Source organism: Corynebacterium rouxii, assembly GCF_902702935.1.
Taxonomy (GTDB): Bacteria; Actinomycetota; Actinomycetes; order Mycobacteriales; family Mycobacteriaceae; genus Corynebacterium; species Corynebacterium rouxii.
In genome coordinates, this window is sequence record NZ_LR738855.1 from 439,486 (window position 1) to 457,656 (window position 18,171).

An 18,171-nucleotide genomic window follows, 5' to 3' on the forward strand; every position below is an offset into this window, starting at 1 on the left:
GTGCCCCAGGTTTTGTTCCGTTTGGGTAGATGGGAAAATCTTCGAACATGCCGAGAAAATCAAGAGCTGCGGGGCACCAATGAGTTACTGAAAGCCGCCTCGGCTTTTTTCGCATCCGAACCAGGCCCCAAACGTTAAGAAATGATCCGATTCATTGATGAGCATCGGAATCGTTTCTCAGTCGAGTTCATCTGCCAGACGTTAAACACCCACCGTGAAGGCGGTTTTCTCAGCTTGCGTGGATACCGCCAATCCAAAGCCCGTGGCCTGAGTGCTCGCAGTCTTCGTGACGCTACCCTTATTGAGAAGATGTGGCGCGTGCTGCAACGCCAGGGCATTGACATTGGCCGCGAGCAAACAGTCCGGCTGATGCGCAGTGCTGGACTGTCCGGCAAGGGCAAAGGTGGGGCACTAATTAGGGCTTCTGGCTCTCATCGGTTGTGGGTGGCTGATATTACCTACGTGCGCACTAGGAAAGGCTTTGTGTACAGCGCGTTCGTGACCGATGTATTCTCCCGGAGGATCGTCGGATGGGCGTTGTCGGATTCGATGCGCACTTCAAGCCTTGCTACTGCAGGCGCCCAACTAGGTGATTGTGTGTGCTAAGGAAATAACGGGCTTGATTCACCATTCCGACCACGGTTCCTAGTATGTGAGCATTGTCTACAACGAGCGCTTGGCTGAGAATGTCAACGGCCCCTTACAAGAATGAGCTGATTCATAGGCGAACGTGGGTCGATGTCGTCGACGTGGAAATCGCGACGTTCGAGTGGGTGAATTGGTGGAACGAGTTACGGCTCCACCAGAGTCTGGGCTATCGCATCCTAGCTGAAGTAGAAGCCGAGTTTTGGGAACACCACCCCGGTCAAGGAATAATGGACATCAAGGCATAAGCCTAGGAACAAAACTCGGGGCACTTCAAATGTCAGCCACCGCTTCACCCACCTAAGTGCATCGTTGACATGTAATGTGTACACTGCCCAGCCTGAATGTGCAGTGTAAATGTTTAGTTTAGAGTTATATACCCCTCATATAGGTTATTCTGACCGCCTTTCGCGAGATTCGAGAATCAAGTCTGCGCATGTGCCCATCTGGCGTTTTAGCAAATTATTTAGGGTTAGAGAAAGTTTCTAAACACATATCTATGGACTGCGTACAACCGTATCGATACTCTAACTCCGGCTGCTAATTATCTGGTTTTCAGCTGTTCTTAAAAGCGGCGGCGGGAAGAACTACGGATGAAATTCGCTAAGAAGTTGACTGCAACTATTGCAGCATGTGCAAGTGTTGCTTTTGCTGGCGCTGGTGTTTCATGGTCATTGGATTGGTGGGCGCATTGAAGAGGCATATCACCGCTTGGGTGGATGGGACACGTTTGGTGATGCAACGACTGACGAACGCATCGCTAAGAACAACGGGCGTTTCCAGGTCTTTGCTAAAGATGCGTCTATCTACTGGCATGCCGGGGTCGATAATGGTATCGCCCATCAGGTCGGTGGACGAATCCGCAACAAGTGGGGCGACCTTGGTTGGGAGGGCGCTGCATTGGGTTATCCGATTACCGATGAGCTCAAGACTCCAGATGGTGTTGGCCGGTTCAACCATTTTCAAGGTGGTTCTATTTATTGGTCTCCTGACACCGATGCCCACCAAGTCTGGGGAGGAATCCGAGACAAATGGGGGCAGCAGGGATGGGAAACTGGAGACCTCGGGTACCCAACGACGGACGAATTGCTTACCTTAGAAAAGACAGGTCGTTACAACCACTTCCAAGGCGGGTCTATCTACTGGTCTTCGGCAAGTGGAACCCATATCATCTCCGGACCTATCCGTAAGTTCTGGGGAAGCCTAGGCTGGGAACGCAGCAGTTTGAAGTTCCCAACTGGTGAGCAATATTCAGCTGGTGGGGGAGTAAAGCAAGACTTCCAGGGTGGTTCAATCCAGTATTTCGAACCCACAGGAAAAGCACTAGCCGCCTTCGATAACAAGAATATTTCGAGCTACCGACAGATCTATCCACTGTTTAACACCACAGACTTCAAGCGGTGGCATGCAGCAGGCGTCTACCGTGAAGTCATCCAAAACATGGATAAGTATTTCCCATTGTCAGGATGCCCAGATGAAATCACCGAAGGTGCTGTATGCACCTTCACTGGTGTCGGCGGAGCCACAAGCAAGGTGACCGTTGACCGAATTTCTGATGAAGGGTTCTCACTTGTTACCGCTAGCGATCACCCTGAAGGCGGCGGCAGAACACTAAACATCCGATTCGATGAAGTAACATCCCCTGCAGCAAAGGAGACTGGCGTTGTCTTCGATAGTGATGCTGTGAAGTCTGCATACACCGGCTCTGACAAAACATGGGTTCGTCTCGTAGTCGAATCCTTTGGTTCGACACAGACCTCAAAGGTTCAAGGTCCATTTAGCTCCGATCATGTCGGTTCGCAGGTGTGGGGTAAGTTTGCCGGAAATCTGCGCTCGACGATCGACTCGTCTTCGACAACCTACATTCCGTTGTCGAAGTAGCCATCTTTTAAACAGCATCTATAAGTCAAGGAGTTACCCGTGTCTTCTATTTTTCGTCGATTCTCCGCAGGCGTACTAGCTAGTGTTATTGCCGCTGGTGTTTCGATTTCCCCTGCGGTAGCAGAAACTTCTGTCGATATCACCGCAGGTGACGGTGGAATTGTTCAAAAAGACTGTGCCACTGGAGTTGAATATGTGCGTGTTGACTCTTCTGGGTTAGAAAACTCCAAGGCCTGCTTTTTTCTGACCAAACCGACCGGATGGGTGGCGGTCAACATTACAGGCTCTTATGGAATCGTCAATCGTTTGAAAGTCCCAGTTTCAGTCGCGTTTAAGCTACCCGATGGGCAGGTGTATTGGCAGCGAGTCATTGAGCCTGGAAAGCTACAAAGCATTGATGTCGACAATAACCTGTCAACAGTCGTGGAGATTCAAGTTACCCCAGTTGCAACCTCGGCAGGTGCCGCCACTGGTGACTTAACAATTAATACCGCTAACCCCCATGTTGTCAGTTTACGATCGGCTGGACGAAATGCAGCTGGGAAAACGCTTCGCCTGTCATGGGCAGGCGTTGAATTGACTAGTTTGGATCGGAACTCGGGGTTTAATGACCGACCACCTGCGTCTAGGGCGCTGTATCATGCACAACAGCAGTTGGACGCAAATCCGGATGCGGTTATTTGGCTGCTTACCTTAGACAAGCTTGAAGAGTCCTCTGAACTTTGGAAAGTCATCAAAGCCAATCGAGACGGAGTAGACAACTATGTCGCTTCGCTCAGGAAAGGGATCTAAAGATGAGTGTGTACCTGCGGCGAGATATTGACTATCTGCTAGCCCCTTATTCTTATGATCAGTTATTTTTGAAGTTGCCTTTTGATTATGCGGTTGAGGCTGCCGCACAGTCACGTGTTTTCCACACGCCTTTAGACACAGCTAATAGTTATTGGTCGCAGCAGTATGTGAACATTGATACCACCGTCGATGATCTTCCCCATGCGCTTCGCCTTGGGGTGCACGATCCGCAGTTTCCTCGTCGTTGGGCAGCAGTCTTGGAAACCACAAATCCCGATTGGGTGTGGTTTATCAGCGATGATTCGAGCAACTATCACGACTTTTTCGCGACTGTTAGGTATAACGGTTCTATTCCCTTTGTTCCCGGCATGACACAGCTACGTATCGTGGATGAGCCAGATGAACGCAAAATCGTCACAGGATGGAACCACCGCTCAGGCAGCAAGTGCCTTATCGTCGACACCTACGATATGGATGCTGCTATCGGCAAACGCGCCCCAGTCGCTGAAATCCGAGGAAACAATACTTTTATTGTAGGAATCGGAGAGGGAGAAACGCGGTTCCAGGCTTTTACCGATTGGCCTGACGGCGAAGAGTTTTCCTTCCCCGGACTAGAAAGACTCAAAACCAAAAAAGGTCCACTCCGCAAGCGGTTTACTACCGATGATCTCTTCGAGTGCGCACAGCTTTTTAGACTCGATCCCTTCAACAGGCAGTTCCTCACTGGGCGTGCAACACTCATCAATAGTGGATACCCTTTGCCTAAAAAGTACGGACCATGCGCTTTATTTGAACGTCGCGAGCACACCTGGGACCGCGAACACGAAGGGAACTAAAGACAATGACGAAGTATTTCTATCCCAATTCCATCGCACCGGTATCCCATGCTGTGGCGCTTCTTCGGTTTCCACTATCGACCGTTGTTGAAGAATTTCAACAGTGGGCATCAGGAGTGGACAGTCCATATATGAGGCCCTATTTTTACCTTCAAAACTATACAATTGAATGTGCAGTTCATGCGGACAAGGTATCTGCCGGCAGGAACCAGCTTGCAGAGTTACTTAAACCACAAAATCACATTACACAGTTTGTATTCGTCCCCACTGAGTCAGAATGGACTGCGGTTTTTAGCCCCTGCTGCTTTACCAAAGCATCAAAGATGCCGCTGATTGATGAATTCGCTTACTGTCTGGCGCGTAAGAAAAAAATTGAGTCACAAGTTCCTTACTACATCGAAATTAAGCATACGCCGTGGGTAGATACCGACGATGTAGCCTTTTTCCATCGCGCAAGCTACGGAGAAATAAAGTTTATAATGTGCGCGCTTCCCTCCAAATTGCCCGATGACCCTTTAGGCCGATTTGATTGCTACTTCTACAGATCTTTTAGCAGCCACAAACAGTTAAAAGCTGATGGTACGCTGCATCGTTCCATGTCGTACCTCGAGGATCAAAGTGAACCTTTTAAGGATTACGGTTTTGATTTTGACTCCCTTCCAAAGGTCACTGAGTTTCCACAAGAATCGTTTACAAAAGAACACGCGCAGATTATGTGGTCTCAGTTTGGGGAGAAACAGATAGAAGCCATCCTCGCTCCGCTGGGTGTGTCCCCATATGATGACGCTTTCTATGGGACAGACGGCTATTTGACCCGTCTAACACCAGCACGCGTTGTCGACCCACACACTAATGAGTTGACAGCGGCTCCCGACTTCGATCCCCCAGCACGTACCTCGCTGGAAAAATACCAGTTTTTCCAAGGGCTCCATGACGGCCCCCTTCGTTCCTGGTCGTCAACACCTATTGCAGAATAAAAGTCAGACGAAACACAACCTGAGGCACCTCAAATCGGCGTTCTCAGATTCCAGACACGCGGAAGCATCGCTGTAACAAGCCCTCAACCAGCCGATCTGGGTGCGCTGAAGAAACAAGGACCTGATCCCTTTTTTGGTGGACACCTGATATCCAGCCCAATCGGGCTGGGAAGAAAGGTAATCTACCATCATGTCCAGGTACTCCGAACAGTGCAAACGCGATGCTGTAGCTCTCTATGAGAACAATGACGACCTCTTGATAAACGCAGCATCAGCAGAGCTCGATATCAACCGTGACTCGCTGCATTCTTGGGCCAAAAAGCACGACACCGAAAAAGCGTGCACGCAATAAAGCCGTGCATGATAAAGCCCACGCAACGAATGATTCCGAACGGACCCGCCAGTGAGACAAAAGAAAACGCAAAGTTGCGCGAAAAACGCGATATCCTACGCAAGGCCGCAAAATATTTTGCTTAAAAAGACACACTGGTAATCCGCTTCCAGTTTGTCTATGACCACCGAACCGAATACTCGATCAAGCGGATGTGCCACGTGTTAAAGCTCAATCGCTCCTCGTTTTATAAATGGGTGCAAACCTGTGAAAATCGCAGGTTAAAAATGTATTCCGATGCTGCTATTGGTGCAAAAATCAAGACCACTTTTGATGATGAGCACGGGATTTATGGTGCTAAACGCATCGCTGCAAGCCTTAAAACCGATACGAGCTTTGGTCCGATCAATCACAAGAAGGTCGCACGCATCATGAAATCCATGGGGCTGAAAAGGCTTTACCAAGCAGCGCCGATGCATCACCACTAGGCGCACGACTGGCCACCGTGTCATGCCAGATCTAGTAGGCCGCAGAATTTACCGCTGACAGGCCAAACCACGTCTATGTAGGCGACATCACCTACCTGCCGTGTAGGGGTGGGCAAGAACATGTATCTTGCCACGGCCATCGACGTCTGCTCCCGCGAGCTTGTCGGTCATGCACTCGCGGATCATATGCGGGTATCGCTGGTTATCGGGGCTTTGTCTTATGCCAGAAAGGTCCGAGGAAGCCTTAAAAGGGGGGGGCAATTTTTTCCATTCTGATCATGGCAGTGTGTACACCTCACAGGCGTTGAGGGGGCCACTGCGCTAAGCTTGGTGTGCGCTAATCTATGGCAGCAGTGGGAACGAGTGCTGATAACGCCCTAGCAGAATCCTTTAAAGCGTGAAGTACTGCGTGATAGGAAGCTCTTTGAAAGCCCAATCAGCTGCCGGCAGGAAATCTTCCGGTGGTGTATGCGCTACAACACGCGCAGGCGGCATTCTTGGTGCAACCTTCTAGCCCTCCGATGATTTCGAAGCGCTTAATTCAGTTACACTGACCCAAGTAGCATAGCTAACCCCCGGCGTCCGGTGGCCATGAGGCTCCGTCGGGGAAATATAGCTTGTTTTTCCATCCCAGTCGGAATGGGAGGACGAACTTTGCCGGACAATTATCCTTTTCCCACCGGGTTTCCGGGTGGGCTGCGATTTCTGCTTCTGACCGTTTAACGAAGACCCCGTAGCATATAGGGTCCCGGAAATCAGGGTCATCGATCCTTAGAGAAGGAGTTCCTGTAAAGACACCAAAAAGGATTTGAGTAGGGCTGGTTACCTTGACTTCAAATTCTTCCCACGTGCCCATCATGTCTCCAGACAGGCCACGGAGCCATTGGTCAATCTCTCGTGCTTTTTCTTCCGAATCCACAAATGCGCCGAGCGGCTCAGTGCTGTCTGGGTAGCGTGGGTAGACCACGTAAACGGTAATCGTTTGTCCTGACATACCTACACCTTGCAATTTAGGGTTGCGACCTTTGAGTAGTTTCGTGCGTAATAGGTCTTTCCGTTGTAGACGATGGTTCCTAGAGTAACTCCAGCGAACTTTGTGCTGACGTCACCGTTGCATTGAAGCGTGACGTTTTTCTGGACAAGACGGTTGGTGGTGGATGCTGGTGACTGGCTGGCTGCACTCTGTTCGAGCCTTAAATTCGACAGCGCCCCAGTTTGAAGATTCACGACTGTGCACGTTATCAATGGTTAGAGCACAGGGGCCGTAGCTTGCTGCGAGTGGCTCGGCAGAGATTTGGCTTTCAGAAGGAACAGCTGCAGGTTCTGATGGTGGAGTATCTGAAAGAACGTATGGAATTGTGATGGAGTCGGTCTCAGAAGGTACTTCCTAGACTTGGGCATTAGCTGAGGGAGCGGAGCTAATTGTAGAAGCCGCCAGAGCAGCTATTAAAATTGTTATTTTACCTCGGTGCATCATGCGGCCTTCCTATTTCAGTTGATTTCGGCAGCGTGAATCATTGCAGTTTGTTAGTCAAAGGCGAAGCGTTGTAAAACGACGGCGACTTTCCTGTGGCCGGAGCAGGAAAGGAGAGTCGTATTCTTAGGATATCGGGAAACTATCGTTAATAGGAAGTGGTTTTTCTGAAGTTCCCCGAGTAGTAGGTGGGCAGATGAGGCCAACCAAATAAGCTTAATCGGGAGTGGCTGCACCGCGCTGAATGAAGGCTACCTCGTCCAATGGTGTGGTTCATCGAGGCGCTGGCGATTGCGAAGAAGAAAGGCAAGTTGCGGGGGGCAAGCAGCCGAAGTTGTCGGCACGGCAGCAGCAACATGTGCGGCAGATGTATGTCTCGGGAGAGTACACGCAGGCGGATATTGCAGCGCTAATGAATGTCTCCGACTGGACGGTGCGACGTATCCTGAAAGCATCGCCAGCCTGGCACCAGTTCAGGGATTCACATACTTGGTTATGCGATCGCGACACGCATCAAAAGCTTTTGTGTATGTTGTGGCTCCGGTTTGCGTTGCGTCGAACTTGTTGCAGTCTTCGATACTGGGGGGGGTTAGGTCACGTATATGGTCATTGGGGGAGCACCAGAGTAGCCGGAATTTTGATGATTCTGCGTGTCGCCAACCTCCGTCGTTGATGCGCACAAGCTGAGTTCCGGAGTCCAAGCAGAACCAACCCTCGGCGACACAATAGTCAGGATCTAATGTGGTGATGGTGCCGTCACCATAGAGTGCTTGCCATCTGATCTTCTTCGACGACGGAATCTTCATAAACAGTCGCAGACTGCAATGCATCAATTCTTCGACCAAACTAGCGTCCAGGGGGCGTGCCGGTCGTTTGGTAGTACTCACCGAGTGAAGTGCCCCAGGTTTTGTTCCGTTTGAGTAGATGTGAAAATCTTCGAACATGCCAAGAAAATTTGACCAGGATGCGAAGGACCGAGTCTCCCGCCTTGTTGAGGATCGCATTCTGGCGGAAAACATGTCAATGCAAGCCACATGTCAGGCAGTAGCTTTAAAACTGGGAGCTTTATAGCACACGGCCCGTCAATGGACTTAAACCTGCCCGCTGTGCGGGAAACATCCCAGAATCTGTGTCTGAAGATGTGGCCGCCGAGAACGCGAGGCTACCGTCGTGAAAATCAAAAGCTACGCGACACTAACGAGCTGTTAAAGGCTGCCTTAGTTTTTTCGCATCTGAACCAAGCCTACAACGTTAAGAAATGATCCGGTTTATCGATAAGTACCGAAGTATTTTCTCTGCCTTGTTCATCTGTACGACGTTGTAGAATAACCGGGCTTGTGGGTTACGTGCTTGTCGCCTTTGTGATGCTGTGCTGATTAAACACATGAGTGCTGTTCATCGGGATCATTGCGGTGTCTACGGTGTGGGGAAAATGTGGCATGGTCTCTACTGTGACGGAACTGCTATCGGTTGTAAATACACTGCTTGGTTGATGCACCTGACCGGTGCTTTTGGCAAGGCAAAGGCAGATCACCTACCACAACCTGAAAAAGCCTCACGTGTCCGATTTGTGCCCAGACGTGGTCGAGTGTGAAGTCAAAGTCCTGAGGCCCGATCAAACTGTGGGTGGCTGGCATTTACGTATGTGCGCACTAGGAAAGGTTTTGTGTGTGCCGTGTTTGTTGCCGATGTTCTACTTCCGATGGATCGTTGTGAACTGCTCCCCATTAGTCGGTGTCTGATTTCTCAGCCCAACTAATGGGGAGCAGTGCACCTACCTGAGTCGGCGTTAAATAGTGCGGAGATACCCCCTTAACCGCACGCCTCGCACGTCTCTGAACATAGTTCAGGCAAAATACTACCTATGTCTAAGTTCTCTGAGGTTTTGGATCAGCTGCGCGAGAATCAGCCGAAGGCAAAGTATGGCATCGCGTTTGAGAAGTTGATGGTGAATTATTTCCGCACGGATCCCACCCTCAGAAACGAGTTCGACGAGGTTGTTCGTTGGTCGGACTGGCGATACAACGGTGGCAAAGTCGATACCGGCATTGACCTCGTAGCGCACCGTATCGAGGACGATTCCTGGACCGCGATTCAGTGCAAGTTCTACAAGCCGACTACGCGTATCGAAAAGTCGAACTTAGATTCATTCTTCGAGGCCTCAGGCCGTGCCTTCCAAACTGAGAAGGGCCCTGAACACTTCAAAAACCGTCTGATTATTTCCACAACTGACCTTTGGTCCTCCCATGCGGAAGAGGCACTGGCTAATCAGCTCATTGCTACTAACCGCATCGGTATGGCCTCGATTGCGGAGTCTCCAATCAATTGGGATGTCGTCTTCCCCGGTTCCGAAATCCAAATTAACCTGTCCCGTCGCGAGATTTTCAAGCCTCGACCTCATCAGCACACCGCAATTGAAAAGACTTTGCAGGGCTTCGCGACGCACGACCGTGGCAAGCTAATTATGGCCTGTGGCACGGGCAAAACGTTTACTTCGCTTCGCCTGGCGGAAAAAGTTGCAGAAAATAATGGCGGAAAAGCCCGAATCCTATTCCTCGTACCATCAATCTCGTTGCTTTCTCAGACATTAAAGGAATGGACGGCGCAGGCAGGCGTTGATTTGCGTAGTTTTGCAGTCTGCTCTGACTCGAAGGTTTCTAAGAAAGCAGAGGATATTTCCTCGTACGACCTTGAGGTACCTATCTCGACGAACGGTGCCGATATTGCCGAACGCTTTAGCGTCGGCAAGCGGGCGAAGGGTTTGAACGTAGTATTTTCCACTTATCAGTCGTTGCCGGCCGTTCATGAAGCGCAAGCGCATGGGTTGGAGGAGTTCGACCTTGTCATCTGTGATGAAGCCCATCGCACCACGGGCGTAACGCTGGCCGGCGAGGAAGCATCGAACTTCACGAAAATCCACGACGCCAACTACATCAAGGCCGCCAAGCGCCTGTACATGACCGCGACGCCACGGCTTTTCGACGAAGCTGTCAAAGGTAAAGCTGCCGAGCATTCTGCCGAGCTGGCATCTATGGACGATGAGGCTATCTACGGCCCGGAATTCCACCGTCTCGGCTTCGGGGAGGCGGTGGAGAAAGGCCTGCTCACGGACTACAAGGTGCTTATTATGACGGTTGATGAGTCCGTCGCAGCGGAAGCAATGGCTCGTGGCGCGGGGCAAGAAATCAACCTCACACTGGCCTCAGCCATGATTGGTGCCTGGAATGGCCTGGCTAAGCGCTCGGGAGCGTTGCAAGGAAAGAAAGGCGGCTTCGACCAGGATGCCGAACCGATGCGCCGGACGGTTGCCTTCGCCCGCGATATCAAAACTTCCAAGCAGATTGCGGAATCCTATCCGCTGTTGATTTCGAATTACCAGCAGTCGCTGAAGGAGAAGGCAGCGCTTAACGACGTATCCCTGCACAACATTGACCTCAGCGTAGCTGTCCAGCATGTCGATGGTGGCATGAATGCGATGGAGCGCAATACGCGACTGTCCTGGATTGAGTCCCCAGTGGACGAGGATGAGACCCGTATTCTCACCAACGCTCGGTGCCTCTCCGAGGGCGTGGACGTGCCGGCGTTGGATTCGGTGATTTTCTTCAATCCGCGCAACTCAATGGTCGATGTGGTGCAGTCTGTCGGTCGCGTGATGCGCAAGTCCGAGGGCAAGGACTACGGCTACATCATCCTGCCGGTCGCGGTGCCACCAAATGTCTCGCCGTCCCAAGCACTCAATGACAACACCCGGTTTAAGGTTGTCTGGCAGATTTTGAACGCGCTACGCGCCCACGACGATCGCTTCAACGCGCAGGTCAACTCCATCGCGCTCAATGAGGGGAATCTCGAACAGCTTCCAATCGAGGTAGATCACACCTCGGATCCTAAGAAGAAGCTGGACGCTGTCGATGGCGGTCGGGCTGAGCCGTACGCTGACCCGCATGAGCTGAGCCAGCAGATTGCCCTGTTCTCCTTGGAACAGTGGCAGGAGGCGATGTTTGTCAAGCTGGTGGATAAGGTCGGCACTCGTACCTATTGGGAGGATTGGGCCGACGATGTCGCTGACATCGCGCAGGCACAGATCACTCGCATTGAAGCGCTTGTCGACGGCGCCGATGACACACTCCGCGCCGAGTTCGAGGCATTTGTTACTGGTCTGCGTGGCAATCTCAATGACTCCATCACGGAGTCGGAGACCATCAGTATGCTTAGCCAGCATTTGATTACCGCGCCGGTATTCTCTGCGCTCTTTGATGCCTACGACTTCGCCGAGCACAACCCTGTCGCCCAGGTAATGCAGCGCATGGTGGATGCACTGTCTGACGCGAAGTTGGAGTCGGAGACCGAGTCGCTGAACAAGTTCTATGAGTCGGTGCGCGTCCGTGCCTCTGAGGTGACTTCTGCTTCTGGTAAGCAGCAGGTGATCAAGGAGCTCTACGAGCGCTTCTTCCGCAAGGCTTTTAAGAAGCAGTCAGAGGCTTTGGGGATCGTCTACACGCCAGTTGAGATTGTAGACTTCATCCTTCGCGCCGCCGACGACGTGTCCAAGAAGCACTTTGGCCGTGGACTCTCAGATGAGGGCGTGTGCATTCTCGATCCTTTCGCCGGCACTTCCACCTTTACCGTCCGATTACTGCAGTCTGGCCTGATTAAGCCGGAGGATTTGGCGCGAAAGTATGCAAACGAGCTCTTCGCAACGGAGATTACGCTCTTGGCGTATTACGTCTCGGCCGTGAATATCGAAACCACATTTAACGCGCTGATGGCTGAGGCTGCGTTGCGTGATGGCAAGCCTGCGCCGGAGTATGTGCCTTTCTCGAATATTGCCTTGGCGGATACCTTCCAGATTCATGAGGAAGGCGATGTTGCGGACTTGTTCATGTTCAAAGACAACAACGCGACGATTGACCGCCAGATGAAGGCACCGATCAATGTGGTGATTGGAAATCCGCCGTATTCTGCGGGGCAGACCAGTGCAAATGACTTGAACGCCAATTTGAAGTATCCGTCGCTGGATGCGCGTATCGCGGAAACCTATGCAGCGAAGTCGACTGCGACGAATAAGAACTCACTGTACGATTCCTACCTGCGAGCCTTCCGCTGGGCGACAGACCGCATTGGGGATCAAGGCGTGGTGGCGTTCGTGTCCAATGGTGGTTGGCTGGATGGCAATACCGGTGATGGAGTGCGCTTGTCCATGCAGGAGGACTTCACCGATCTGTATGTGTTTAACCTGCGAGGGAATCAGCGTACTGCTGGCGAGCAGTCGCGTAAAGAAGGCGGCAAGGTTTTCGGATCTGGTAGCCGATCGACTGTTGCTATCACTATTGGAGTGAAGGACCCCGGGAAGACAGGTTTTGACCTGCATTACCGAGATATTGGTGACTACCTCTCTGCTGAAGAGAAGCTCAATATTGTCAACAAGAACAGTCTCGAAACTCTTGAGTGGCAGGAGATTGTTCCGAACCAGTGGGGAGACTGGTTGAACCAGCGCTCGGCCGACTTCGAGACATGGCCGGTGATTGGCGAGAAGAAGGGTAATTCGACGAAGTTCTTCGAGACGTTCTCGGCGGGTTTACAAACTAACCGTGACGCCTGGGTATATTCGTACTCCCGAACGAACCTCGTAGGTCAAGTTGAATCTATGTCGGACGCGTATCAAGGTGCCGTTGCAACTATTCGGCCTGGACAGCAAGCAAATGAATTTCTTAAGAATAATTCAGAATTCGCAGATTCATCCCGCATTAAGTGGTCGTCCAGCTTAATTGCGGAGCTTGGTCGGCGCAGTCAGCTTGAAGGAGCAGGCTTTTACAAAACGAGTTTGTATAGACCGTTTGCGAAGCAGCATGTCTACTTCGACGCGCAGTTCAACCATCGCACTTACCAACTGCCGTCGATGTTTCCGACACCGAAGCATGAGAACATTGGATACTATATTCCAGCCGCAAGTAGCGCTGCACGTGAGTTCAATATCCAGGTGACCAACTTGCTACCGGATTTATGTCTGAGTGGATCCGGTTCTGGTCAATTCTTCCCACGCTTTACCTGGCAACCAGTCGAAGCTGTTGACGGTGGGTTATTTGCAGAAGGCAGCGTCGTAAAGCAATCGGCTGAGGCGAGTGCCTACGGTGAGATTGGTGAAGTCGTCGATGGCTATATGCGCGTGGACAATGTCACTGAGGAGATTAAGGCGCTGTATCGGAAGGCGCTGGGCGCGGATATTTCCGGCGATGACATTTTCCATTTTGTGTACGGCAAGCTGCATGATCCGGTGTATCGGGAGACGTATGCGGCGGATTTGAAGAAGATGTTGCCACATATTGAGACGCCGGGGACACGGGCGGAGTTCGACAAGTTCGCTGCGGCGGGTGCCGAGTTGATGGCGCTGCATGTCGGCTATGAGGACGTGGAGCCGTGGCCGTTGGATGTTGAGGTGAAGGCGTCGGCGGATCCGGAGGATCGTGAGACCTGGCGCGTGCTGAAGATGCGGTGGGCGAAGCGGAAGGATCCGGAGACGGCCAAGAGCGTCAATGATGTGACGAAGTTGATTTACAACAAGGACGTGACGATTTCGGGGATTCCGGCTGAGGCGGATGAATACATGCTGGGGTCAAGATCAGCCTTGGCATGGATTATTGACCGGTATCAGGTGAAGAAGGACAAGGCTTCGGGGATTGTGAATGACCCGAATGATTGGGCTGATGAGGTGGGGAATCCGCGCTACATCGTGGAGCTGATTGGTCGTGTGACGAGGGTGGCAATGGAGACGGTGCGGGTTGTTGAGGGAATAAAAGATGGAAATATTTAATCTAATTATCCAAATGATTGCTGCCGTAGGTTCTGTACTTGCAGCTCTTGCTTCGTGCCAAGCCCTGAAGATTGCAAACCAAGCAAATCAGTTAGCCGAGAGGACCGCAACTGAATCTGCTAACAATATCCGAGAATCTAATCAATTGGCACGTGAGACCGCAGAACAGGCAGAAGCACATGCTCGAGCTATAGAAGAACGCGAAAAAATTCGGGATCAACGTCGCATCGCAAGCAACTTACAAGCTTGGTGGGTGACTAATAACGATAATAAGCAGTCTAATTGGGGAGTCGTTCTTTCCAATACTGGCAGTGACTCCTCAGTTTTCCACGACATATGCGTGAAATTCACTTGTAACTCCACAACGTCAAAACATAAAGTCACGACGTTGCCGCCCGGAACATACTTTCTTGAAAGCACGTTCACGCCAAATGGCCCACCGGAGTTAGGGTTCCCGCAACTTGTGGATAACTTGCGAGATTTCCAACCGCTTCTTAATTCTAAAAAGCACGCTATTGAGGAACTTTCTTTCCAAGACCAGGTAGGACAAAAATGGACGTGGACGAGTAAGCCCGGGCTATCGCCTAGAGAAAGTATCGCAGAAAAGTCCTTGGAAGGGTAAACTTGAATGCTTCAGAAAATAAATGCTAAAGGCGCGCACGCGACGCTCGGCCGATGAAAATCGTCCAGTACGCGTGTCTATCATGCGCGTGCTGGGCGACTTTCGCTTTTAGTGTGATGTCCTCTTTTAGGATGCTGCAAGCTTTTGGGCGCGCTGGTAAGACACTCCGAGGACTGTCCCCATATCTCGCACGGTCATTCCAGCGTTTCTCATTGCAACAGCCAGGTCATGAGTGCTTGCCTGTGCTGCAGCAGCCAGTCGTGCCGCTTCTTCGCGTTCTTTTTCGGCGCGAGCTTTTATTTCCGCAAGGCCCATTGGAACGTGTATGGCGTTGGGGCACTAACGCAGGCGAGCCTCGCTGCGACTAGCATGAGCGTGTGGCAACTTTTCGCTCTCTGACCCCCAGTTTTTGGATACAGCTTGTTATCCAGACGATCGTAGCCTTCGTATCGTTGAGCTTTATTAGCAGTACTGGTCTCGTAAGCAATTTTGATATCTCACGGCCATGGCAGATTGTGTTGTATACCTGCTCATGTGTGGGAATCGCGTTGACCTACGTGGGGCTGTTGCTCCAACGCTGGAAGCCGGTTGGTGGCGTGACCACGGTAACCGTCGGATTGGTGTTTATAAGTCTTTCGCTTACGTACAGCTTTTTAGCGGGATATGTGGTTGTTTGTTATGAGGCGTGGTTTATTTCTGCGCATATCATGAGGCATCGTTCTCGTTGGCTCATCGCCTTGTTCGTGGGTAGCTTTGGTTCGATTGCCTTTAATCTGCTGTTTCCCCTTCTGTTTTTCAACGTATTGGAAACGGGGAGTGCTGTTGGAATCAAAGAGATTATCCAAGAGCCCCAAGCATGGTCGTTTGTCGCGGTAGTGGCCACGCTGGTGGTGGTGTCTATCGCGCTGTTTTGGCAACTGGGGTTATCCACTAAGCGGAAAGCTGATGAGCTGCGGGATTTGCGTGCGCGTGCGGAGCTGGCAGCGGTATCTGAACGCAACCGCATTGCGCGCGAGATGCATGACATTGTTGCTCATTCGCTCACGGTTGTTATTGCACAGGCAGATGGTGGTCGGTTTGCAGGTAGGGATAATCCGCAACAAGCACTTAATGCGTTGGAAACGATCTCTTCGGTGGGTAGAGAAGCGCTTTCCCAGATGCGTGGTCTGTTGAGCGTGTTGCGGGAAACGGATGCTCGTGACGTGACTGCAGCTCCTGGTATCGAAAGCGTGGGCACGCTTATCCGCGAGGCTGAGCTTGCGGGGCTAGATATTCACTATGAGGTGGTGGGGGAGCCACAGGCGTTGGATGAATCGCGAAGCCTGAGCGTATTTCGTATTGTGCAGGAGTGCCTGACTAATGTGCTCAAACACGCGGGTACAACGCGTGCGTGGGTAGTAATAGACTGGAGTGACCCGAGCGTGGTGCGCATCAAAGTAGACAATGAAGCTGGGGAGGCGCTGGTGGATACGCAGTCCACTGGAAAGGGGCTGGTTGGTGTGCGGGAGCGTGCGTTGATCCATGGCGGTCGGGCGCGGTGGGGAGCGTCGATAAGCTACATTGGGGGATGGTATGTTGAAGCGGAAATTCCGGTGAAAGGCTAAAACGGTGATCACTGTAGGACTGGCAGATGACCAGCATCTGGTGCGGGCTGGGTTTCGCATGGTGTTGGATTCGCAAAGCGATATCACCGTGGCGTGGGAAGCCAACGACGGGAAAGAAGCGCTAGAAAATGCCGAAAATACGCCGGTAGACGTGATTTTGATGGATGTGCAAATGCCGGTGATGGATGGCCTCGAAGCCACCAAACGGATCGTGGCAGCCAACACCGATACCCGCATTATTGTGTTGACTACCTTTGACAGCGAAAACTATGTGGTCGGAGCCGTAGAACACGGTGCCTCAGGATTCCTTCTAAAAGACACCGCCCCCGAAGACCTCATCACGGCGGTTCGTACCGTCGGCGAGCAAAGCGCTGTGATTAGCCCAGCCGCTACCGCCGTACTGTTTAAGAGCATGCGCGGGCACGCACCACAAACCGAACTGGTGGCATCCCCAGGCGGCGATGTTAACGCAGGGCTGATTGATCCACTTACCCCGCGTGAACAGGAAATTCTGCTGCTTATCGCATTGGGCAAGTCCAATACCGAGATCGCCGAAGAACTGTTCATCTCTTTGCCCACGGTAAAAACCCACGTGAGCAAAGTGTTGTCCAAAACTGGTTCCCGCGACCGAGTCCATGCGGTGTTGTTTGCTTTTAGTAGGGGATTGGTAGCACCCAATCAACTGCTGACTCATACCCAGGGCTGATATTCCGAGGTTCCGACTGTGGTCTGATGTTTTCGCCTCCTGTGGTCGCGATGATAGACATCATGATCACAGTCCAAGACCTCGGAAAAACTTACGGTAAGAAAACCGCCATCGCTGGCCTGAACTTTCATGTGCCAGACGGACAAGTCACCGGCTTTCTCGGCCCCAACGGCTCCGGAAAATCCACCACTATGCGCTGCATGTTGGGATTGGATACCCCCACGGAAGGTCGCGTGACCTTCAAGTCCAAGTCCTACAACGATGAGTTCGCGCGCTTAAGCAATAAACCCAGTGTTGCCGGAGCGATTCTCGACGCCGGCTGGTTTACCCCAGCCCGATCCGGACGCAGCCACTTGCGCGTTATTGCCCGTGGCGCAGGGATTAGCGACGCCCGCGTGGAGGAATGCCTCGACTACGTCGGCATGCGGGAAGCAGCGCACCAAAAAGTAGGCGATTATTCCCTCGGCATGAAGCAACGCATCGGTGTCGCAGTGGCATTGTTGGGTAACCCGCAGCACCTGATCTTGGACGAACCGGTCAATGGTCTGGACCCAGAAGGCGTGAGCTGGATGCGCAACACCATCCGCGATTTAGCAAGCCAAGGCCGCAGCGTGCTGGTGTCCTCCCACCTGTTGTCCGAAATGCAGCAGACCGCGGACCGACTCGTGGTGATCGGCAAAGGCAAGATGATCGGCGAGTACACAATGAGCGAGTTTTTAGCTGATGGCACGACGGTGCTCGTGGAATCCCCACAGGCAGCACAGCTATGCGACGCCCTGAAAAACCGTGGTCTTGCCGCCGCAGCGCAGGACACTCAGGTGGTCATTGCGTTGGAGCATGCTGACGACGATCCCGCGGTGCGCGCCCAAGTGGCAGCGCTTGCTCTCGAATATGGTATCGCGGTAACCCGACTAGAAACCCACCAAGAAAACCTAGAGCAGCGGTTCCTTGCAGCAACGCAAAGCGTCCAAGAATACCGAACCTCCAACGCCGGCAACTAATTAGGA

The 18,171-nt window shown here is 52.0% G+C and carries 15 protein-coding genes and 1 pseudogene; 13 read left to right on the forward strand and 3 right to left on the reverse strand.

The genetic code is table 11. The features are described 5' to 3' along the window. Positions 1 to 141: 141 nt before the first annotated feature. The 7 genes and pseudogenes from CIP100161_RS02325 to CIP100161_RS02355 all read left to right on the forward strand — a co-directional run bounded on the left by CIP100161_RS02325 (position 142) and on the right by CIP100161_RS02355 (position 6,475). A complete protein-coding gene (locus CIP100161_RS02325; protein WP_155871612.1) occupies positions 142 to 606 on the forward strand; it encodes a DDE-type integrase/transposase/recombinase in 465 nt (154 codons plus the stop codon). 53 nt (positions 607 to 659) lie between these two features. Next, entirely contained in the window at positions 660 to 893 is a 234-nt protein-coding gene (locus CIP100161_RS02330) for an integrase core domain-containing protein (RefSeq protein WP_232053054.1), read from the forward strand. 385 nt (positions 894 to 1,278) lie between these two features. Continuing rightward, on the forward strand, positions 1,279 to 2,526 hold the full coding sequence (locus CIP100161_RS02335) for an LGFP repeat-containing protein (RefSeq protein ID WP_232053180.1): 1,248 nt from the start codon (positions 1,279 to 1,281) through the stop codon (positions 2,524 to 2,526). 39 nt (positions 2,527 to 2,565) lie between these two features. Further along, entirely contained in the window at positions 2,566 to 3,318 is a 753-nt protein-coding gene (locus tag CIP100161_RS02340) for a hypothetical protein (RefSeq protein ID WP_232053056.1), read from the forward strand. Positions 3,319 to 3,320: 2 nt separating this feature from the next. Further along, positions 3,321 to 4,154, forward strand: a complete 834-nt coding sequence (locus tag CIP100161_RS02345; RefSeq protein WP_155871615.1) for a hypothetical protein — start codon at positions 3,321 to 3,323, stop codon at positions 4,152 to 4,154. Between the two features lie 5 nt (positions 4,155 to 4,159). Further along, positions 4,160 to 5,131: a hypothetical protein gene (locus CIP100161_RS12035; protein ID WP_232053058.1), complete on the forward strand. Its 972-nt coding sequence runs from the start codon at positions 4,160 to 4,162 to the stop codon at positions 5,129 to 5,131. A 190-nt stretch (positions 5,132 to 5,321) separates the two neighbouring features. Beyond that, positions 5,322 to 6,475: pseudogene (locus tag CIP100161_RS02355) on the forward strand (IS3 family transposase). A gap of 43 nt (positions 6,476 to 6,518) precedes the next feature. Here CIP100161_RS02355 and CIP100161_RS02360 read toward each other — a convergent pair. Together CIP100161_RS02360 and CIP100161_RS12040 are read right to left on the reverse strand one after the other, a co-directional pair. Beyond that, the gene (locus tag CIP100161_RS02360; protein WP_155871617.1) at positions 6,519 to 6,944 is read right to left on the reverse strand and encodes a hypothetical protein; all 426 of its coding nucleotides are present in this window, start codon (positions 6,942 to 6,944) and stop codon (positions 6,519 to 6,521) included. A 2-nt stretch (positions 6,945 to 6,946) separates the two neighbouring features. Continuing rightward, on the reverse strand, positions 6,947 to 7,177 hold the full coding sequence (locus CIP100161_RS12040) for a hypothetical protein (RefSeq protein WP_232053060.1): 231 nt from the start codon (positions 7,175 to 7,177) through the stop codon (positions 6,947 to 6,949). 614 nt (positions 7,178 to 7,791) lie between these two features. Here CIP100161_RS12040 and CIP100161_RS02370 point away from each other — a divergent pair. From CIP100161_RS02370 to CIP100161_RS02385, 3 genes are all read left to right on the forward strand, one after another. Then, entirely contained in the window at positions 7,792 to 8,097 is a 306-nt protein-coding gene (locus CIP100161_RS02370; RefSeq protein ID WP_232053181.1) for a hypothetical protein, read from the forward strand. Positions 8,098 to 9,288: 1,191 nt separating this feature from the next. Then, positions 9,289 to 14,232 carry a DEAD/DEAH box helicase gene (locus CIP100161_RS02380; protein ID WP_155871619.1) on the forward strand — a complete coding sequence of 1,648 codons (4,944 nt, stop codon included), beginning with the start codon at positions 9,289 to 9,291 and terminating at the stop codon, positions 14,230 to 14,232. Continuing rightward, complete coding sequence (locus tag CIP100161_RS02385) at positions 14,219 to 14,854, forward strand: hypothetical protein (RefSeq protein ID WP_155871621.1); 636 nt, start codon at positions 14,219 to 14,221, stop codon at positions 14,852 to 14,854. The genes CIP100161_RS02380 and CIP100161_RS02385 overlap by 14 nt, the downstream gene beginning before the upstream one ends. A gap of 126 nt (positions 14,855 to 14,980) precedes the next feature. On the opposite strand, the gene CIP100161_RS02390 is transcribed toward CIP100161_RS02385, so the two are convergent. Then, positions 14,981 to 15,169: a hypothetical protein gene (locus CIP100161_RS02390; protein ID WP_232053061.1), complete on the reverse strand. Its 189-nt coding sequence runs from the start codon at positions 15,167 to 15,169 to the stop codon at positions 14,981 to 14,983. Between the two features lie 62 nt (positions 15,170 to 15,231). On the opposite strand from CIP100161_RS02390, the gene CIP100161_RS02395 reads away from it, so the two are divergent. From CIP100161_RS02395 to CIP100161_RS02405, 3 genes are read left to right on the forward strand one after another with little or no spacing between them, the layout of a single operon-like run. Further along, a complete protein-coding gene (locus CIP100161_RS02395) occupies positions 15,232 to 16,458 on the forward strand; it encodes a sensor histidine kinase (RefSeq protein ID WP_155871623.1) in 1,227 nt (408 codons plus the stop codon). Positions 16,459 to 16,462: 4 nt separating this feature from the next. Next, complete coding sequence (locus CIP100161_RS02400; RefSeq protein ID WP_155871625.1) at positions 16,463 to 17,164, forward strand: response regulator; 702 nt, start codon at positions 16,463 to 16,465, stop codon at positions 17,162 to 17,164. A gap of 26 nt (positions 17,165 to 17,190) precedes the next feature. After that, positions 17,191 to 18,165 carry an ABC transporter ATP-binding protein gene (locus CIP100161_RS02405; RefSeq protein ID WP_155871627.1) on the forward strand — a complete coding sequence of 325 codons (975 nt, stop codon included), beginning with the start codon at positions 17,191 to 17,193 and terminating at the stop codon, positions 18,163 to 18,165. The last annotated feature ends 6 nt before the right edge of the window (positions 18,166 to 18,171 follow it).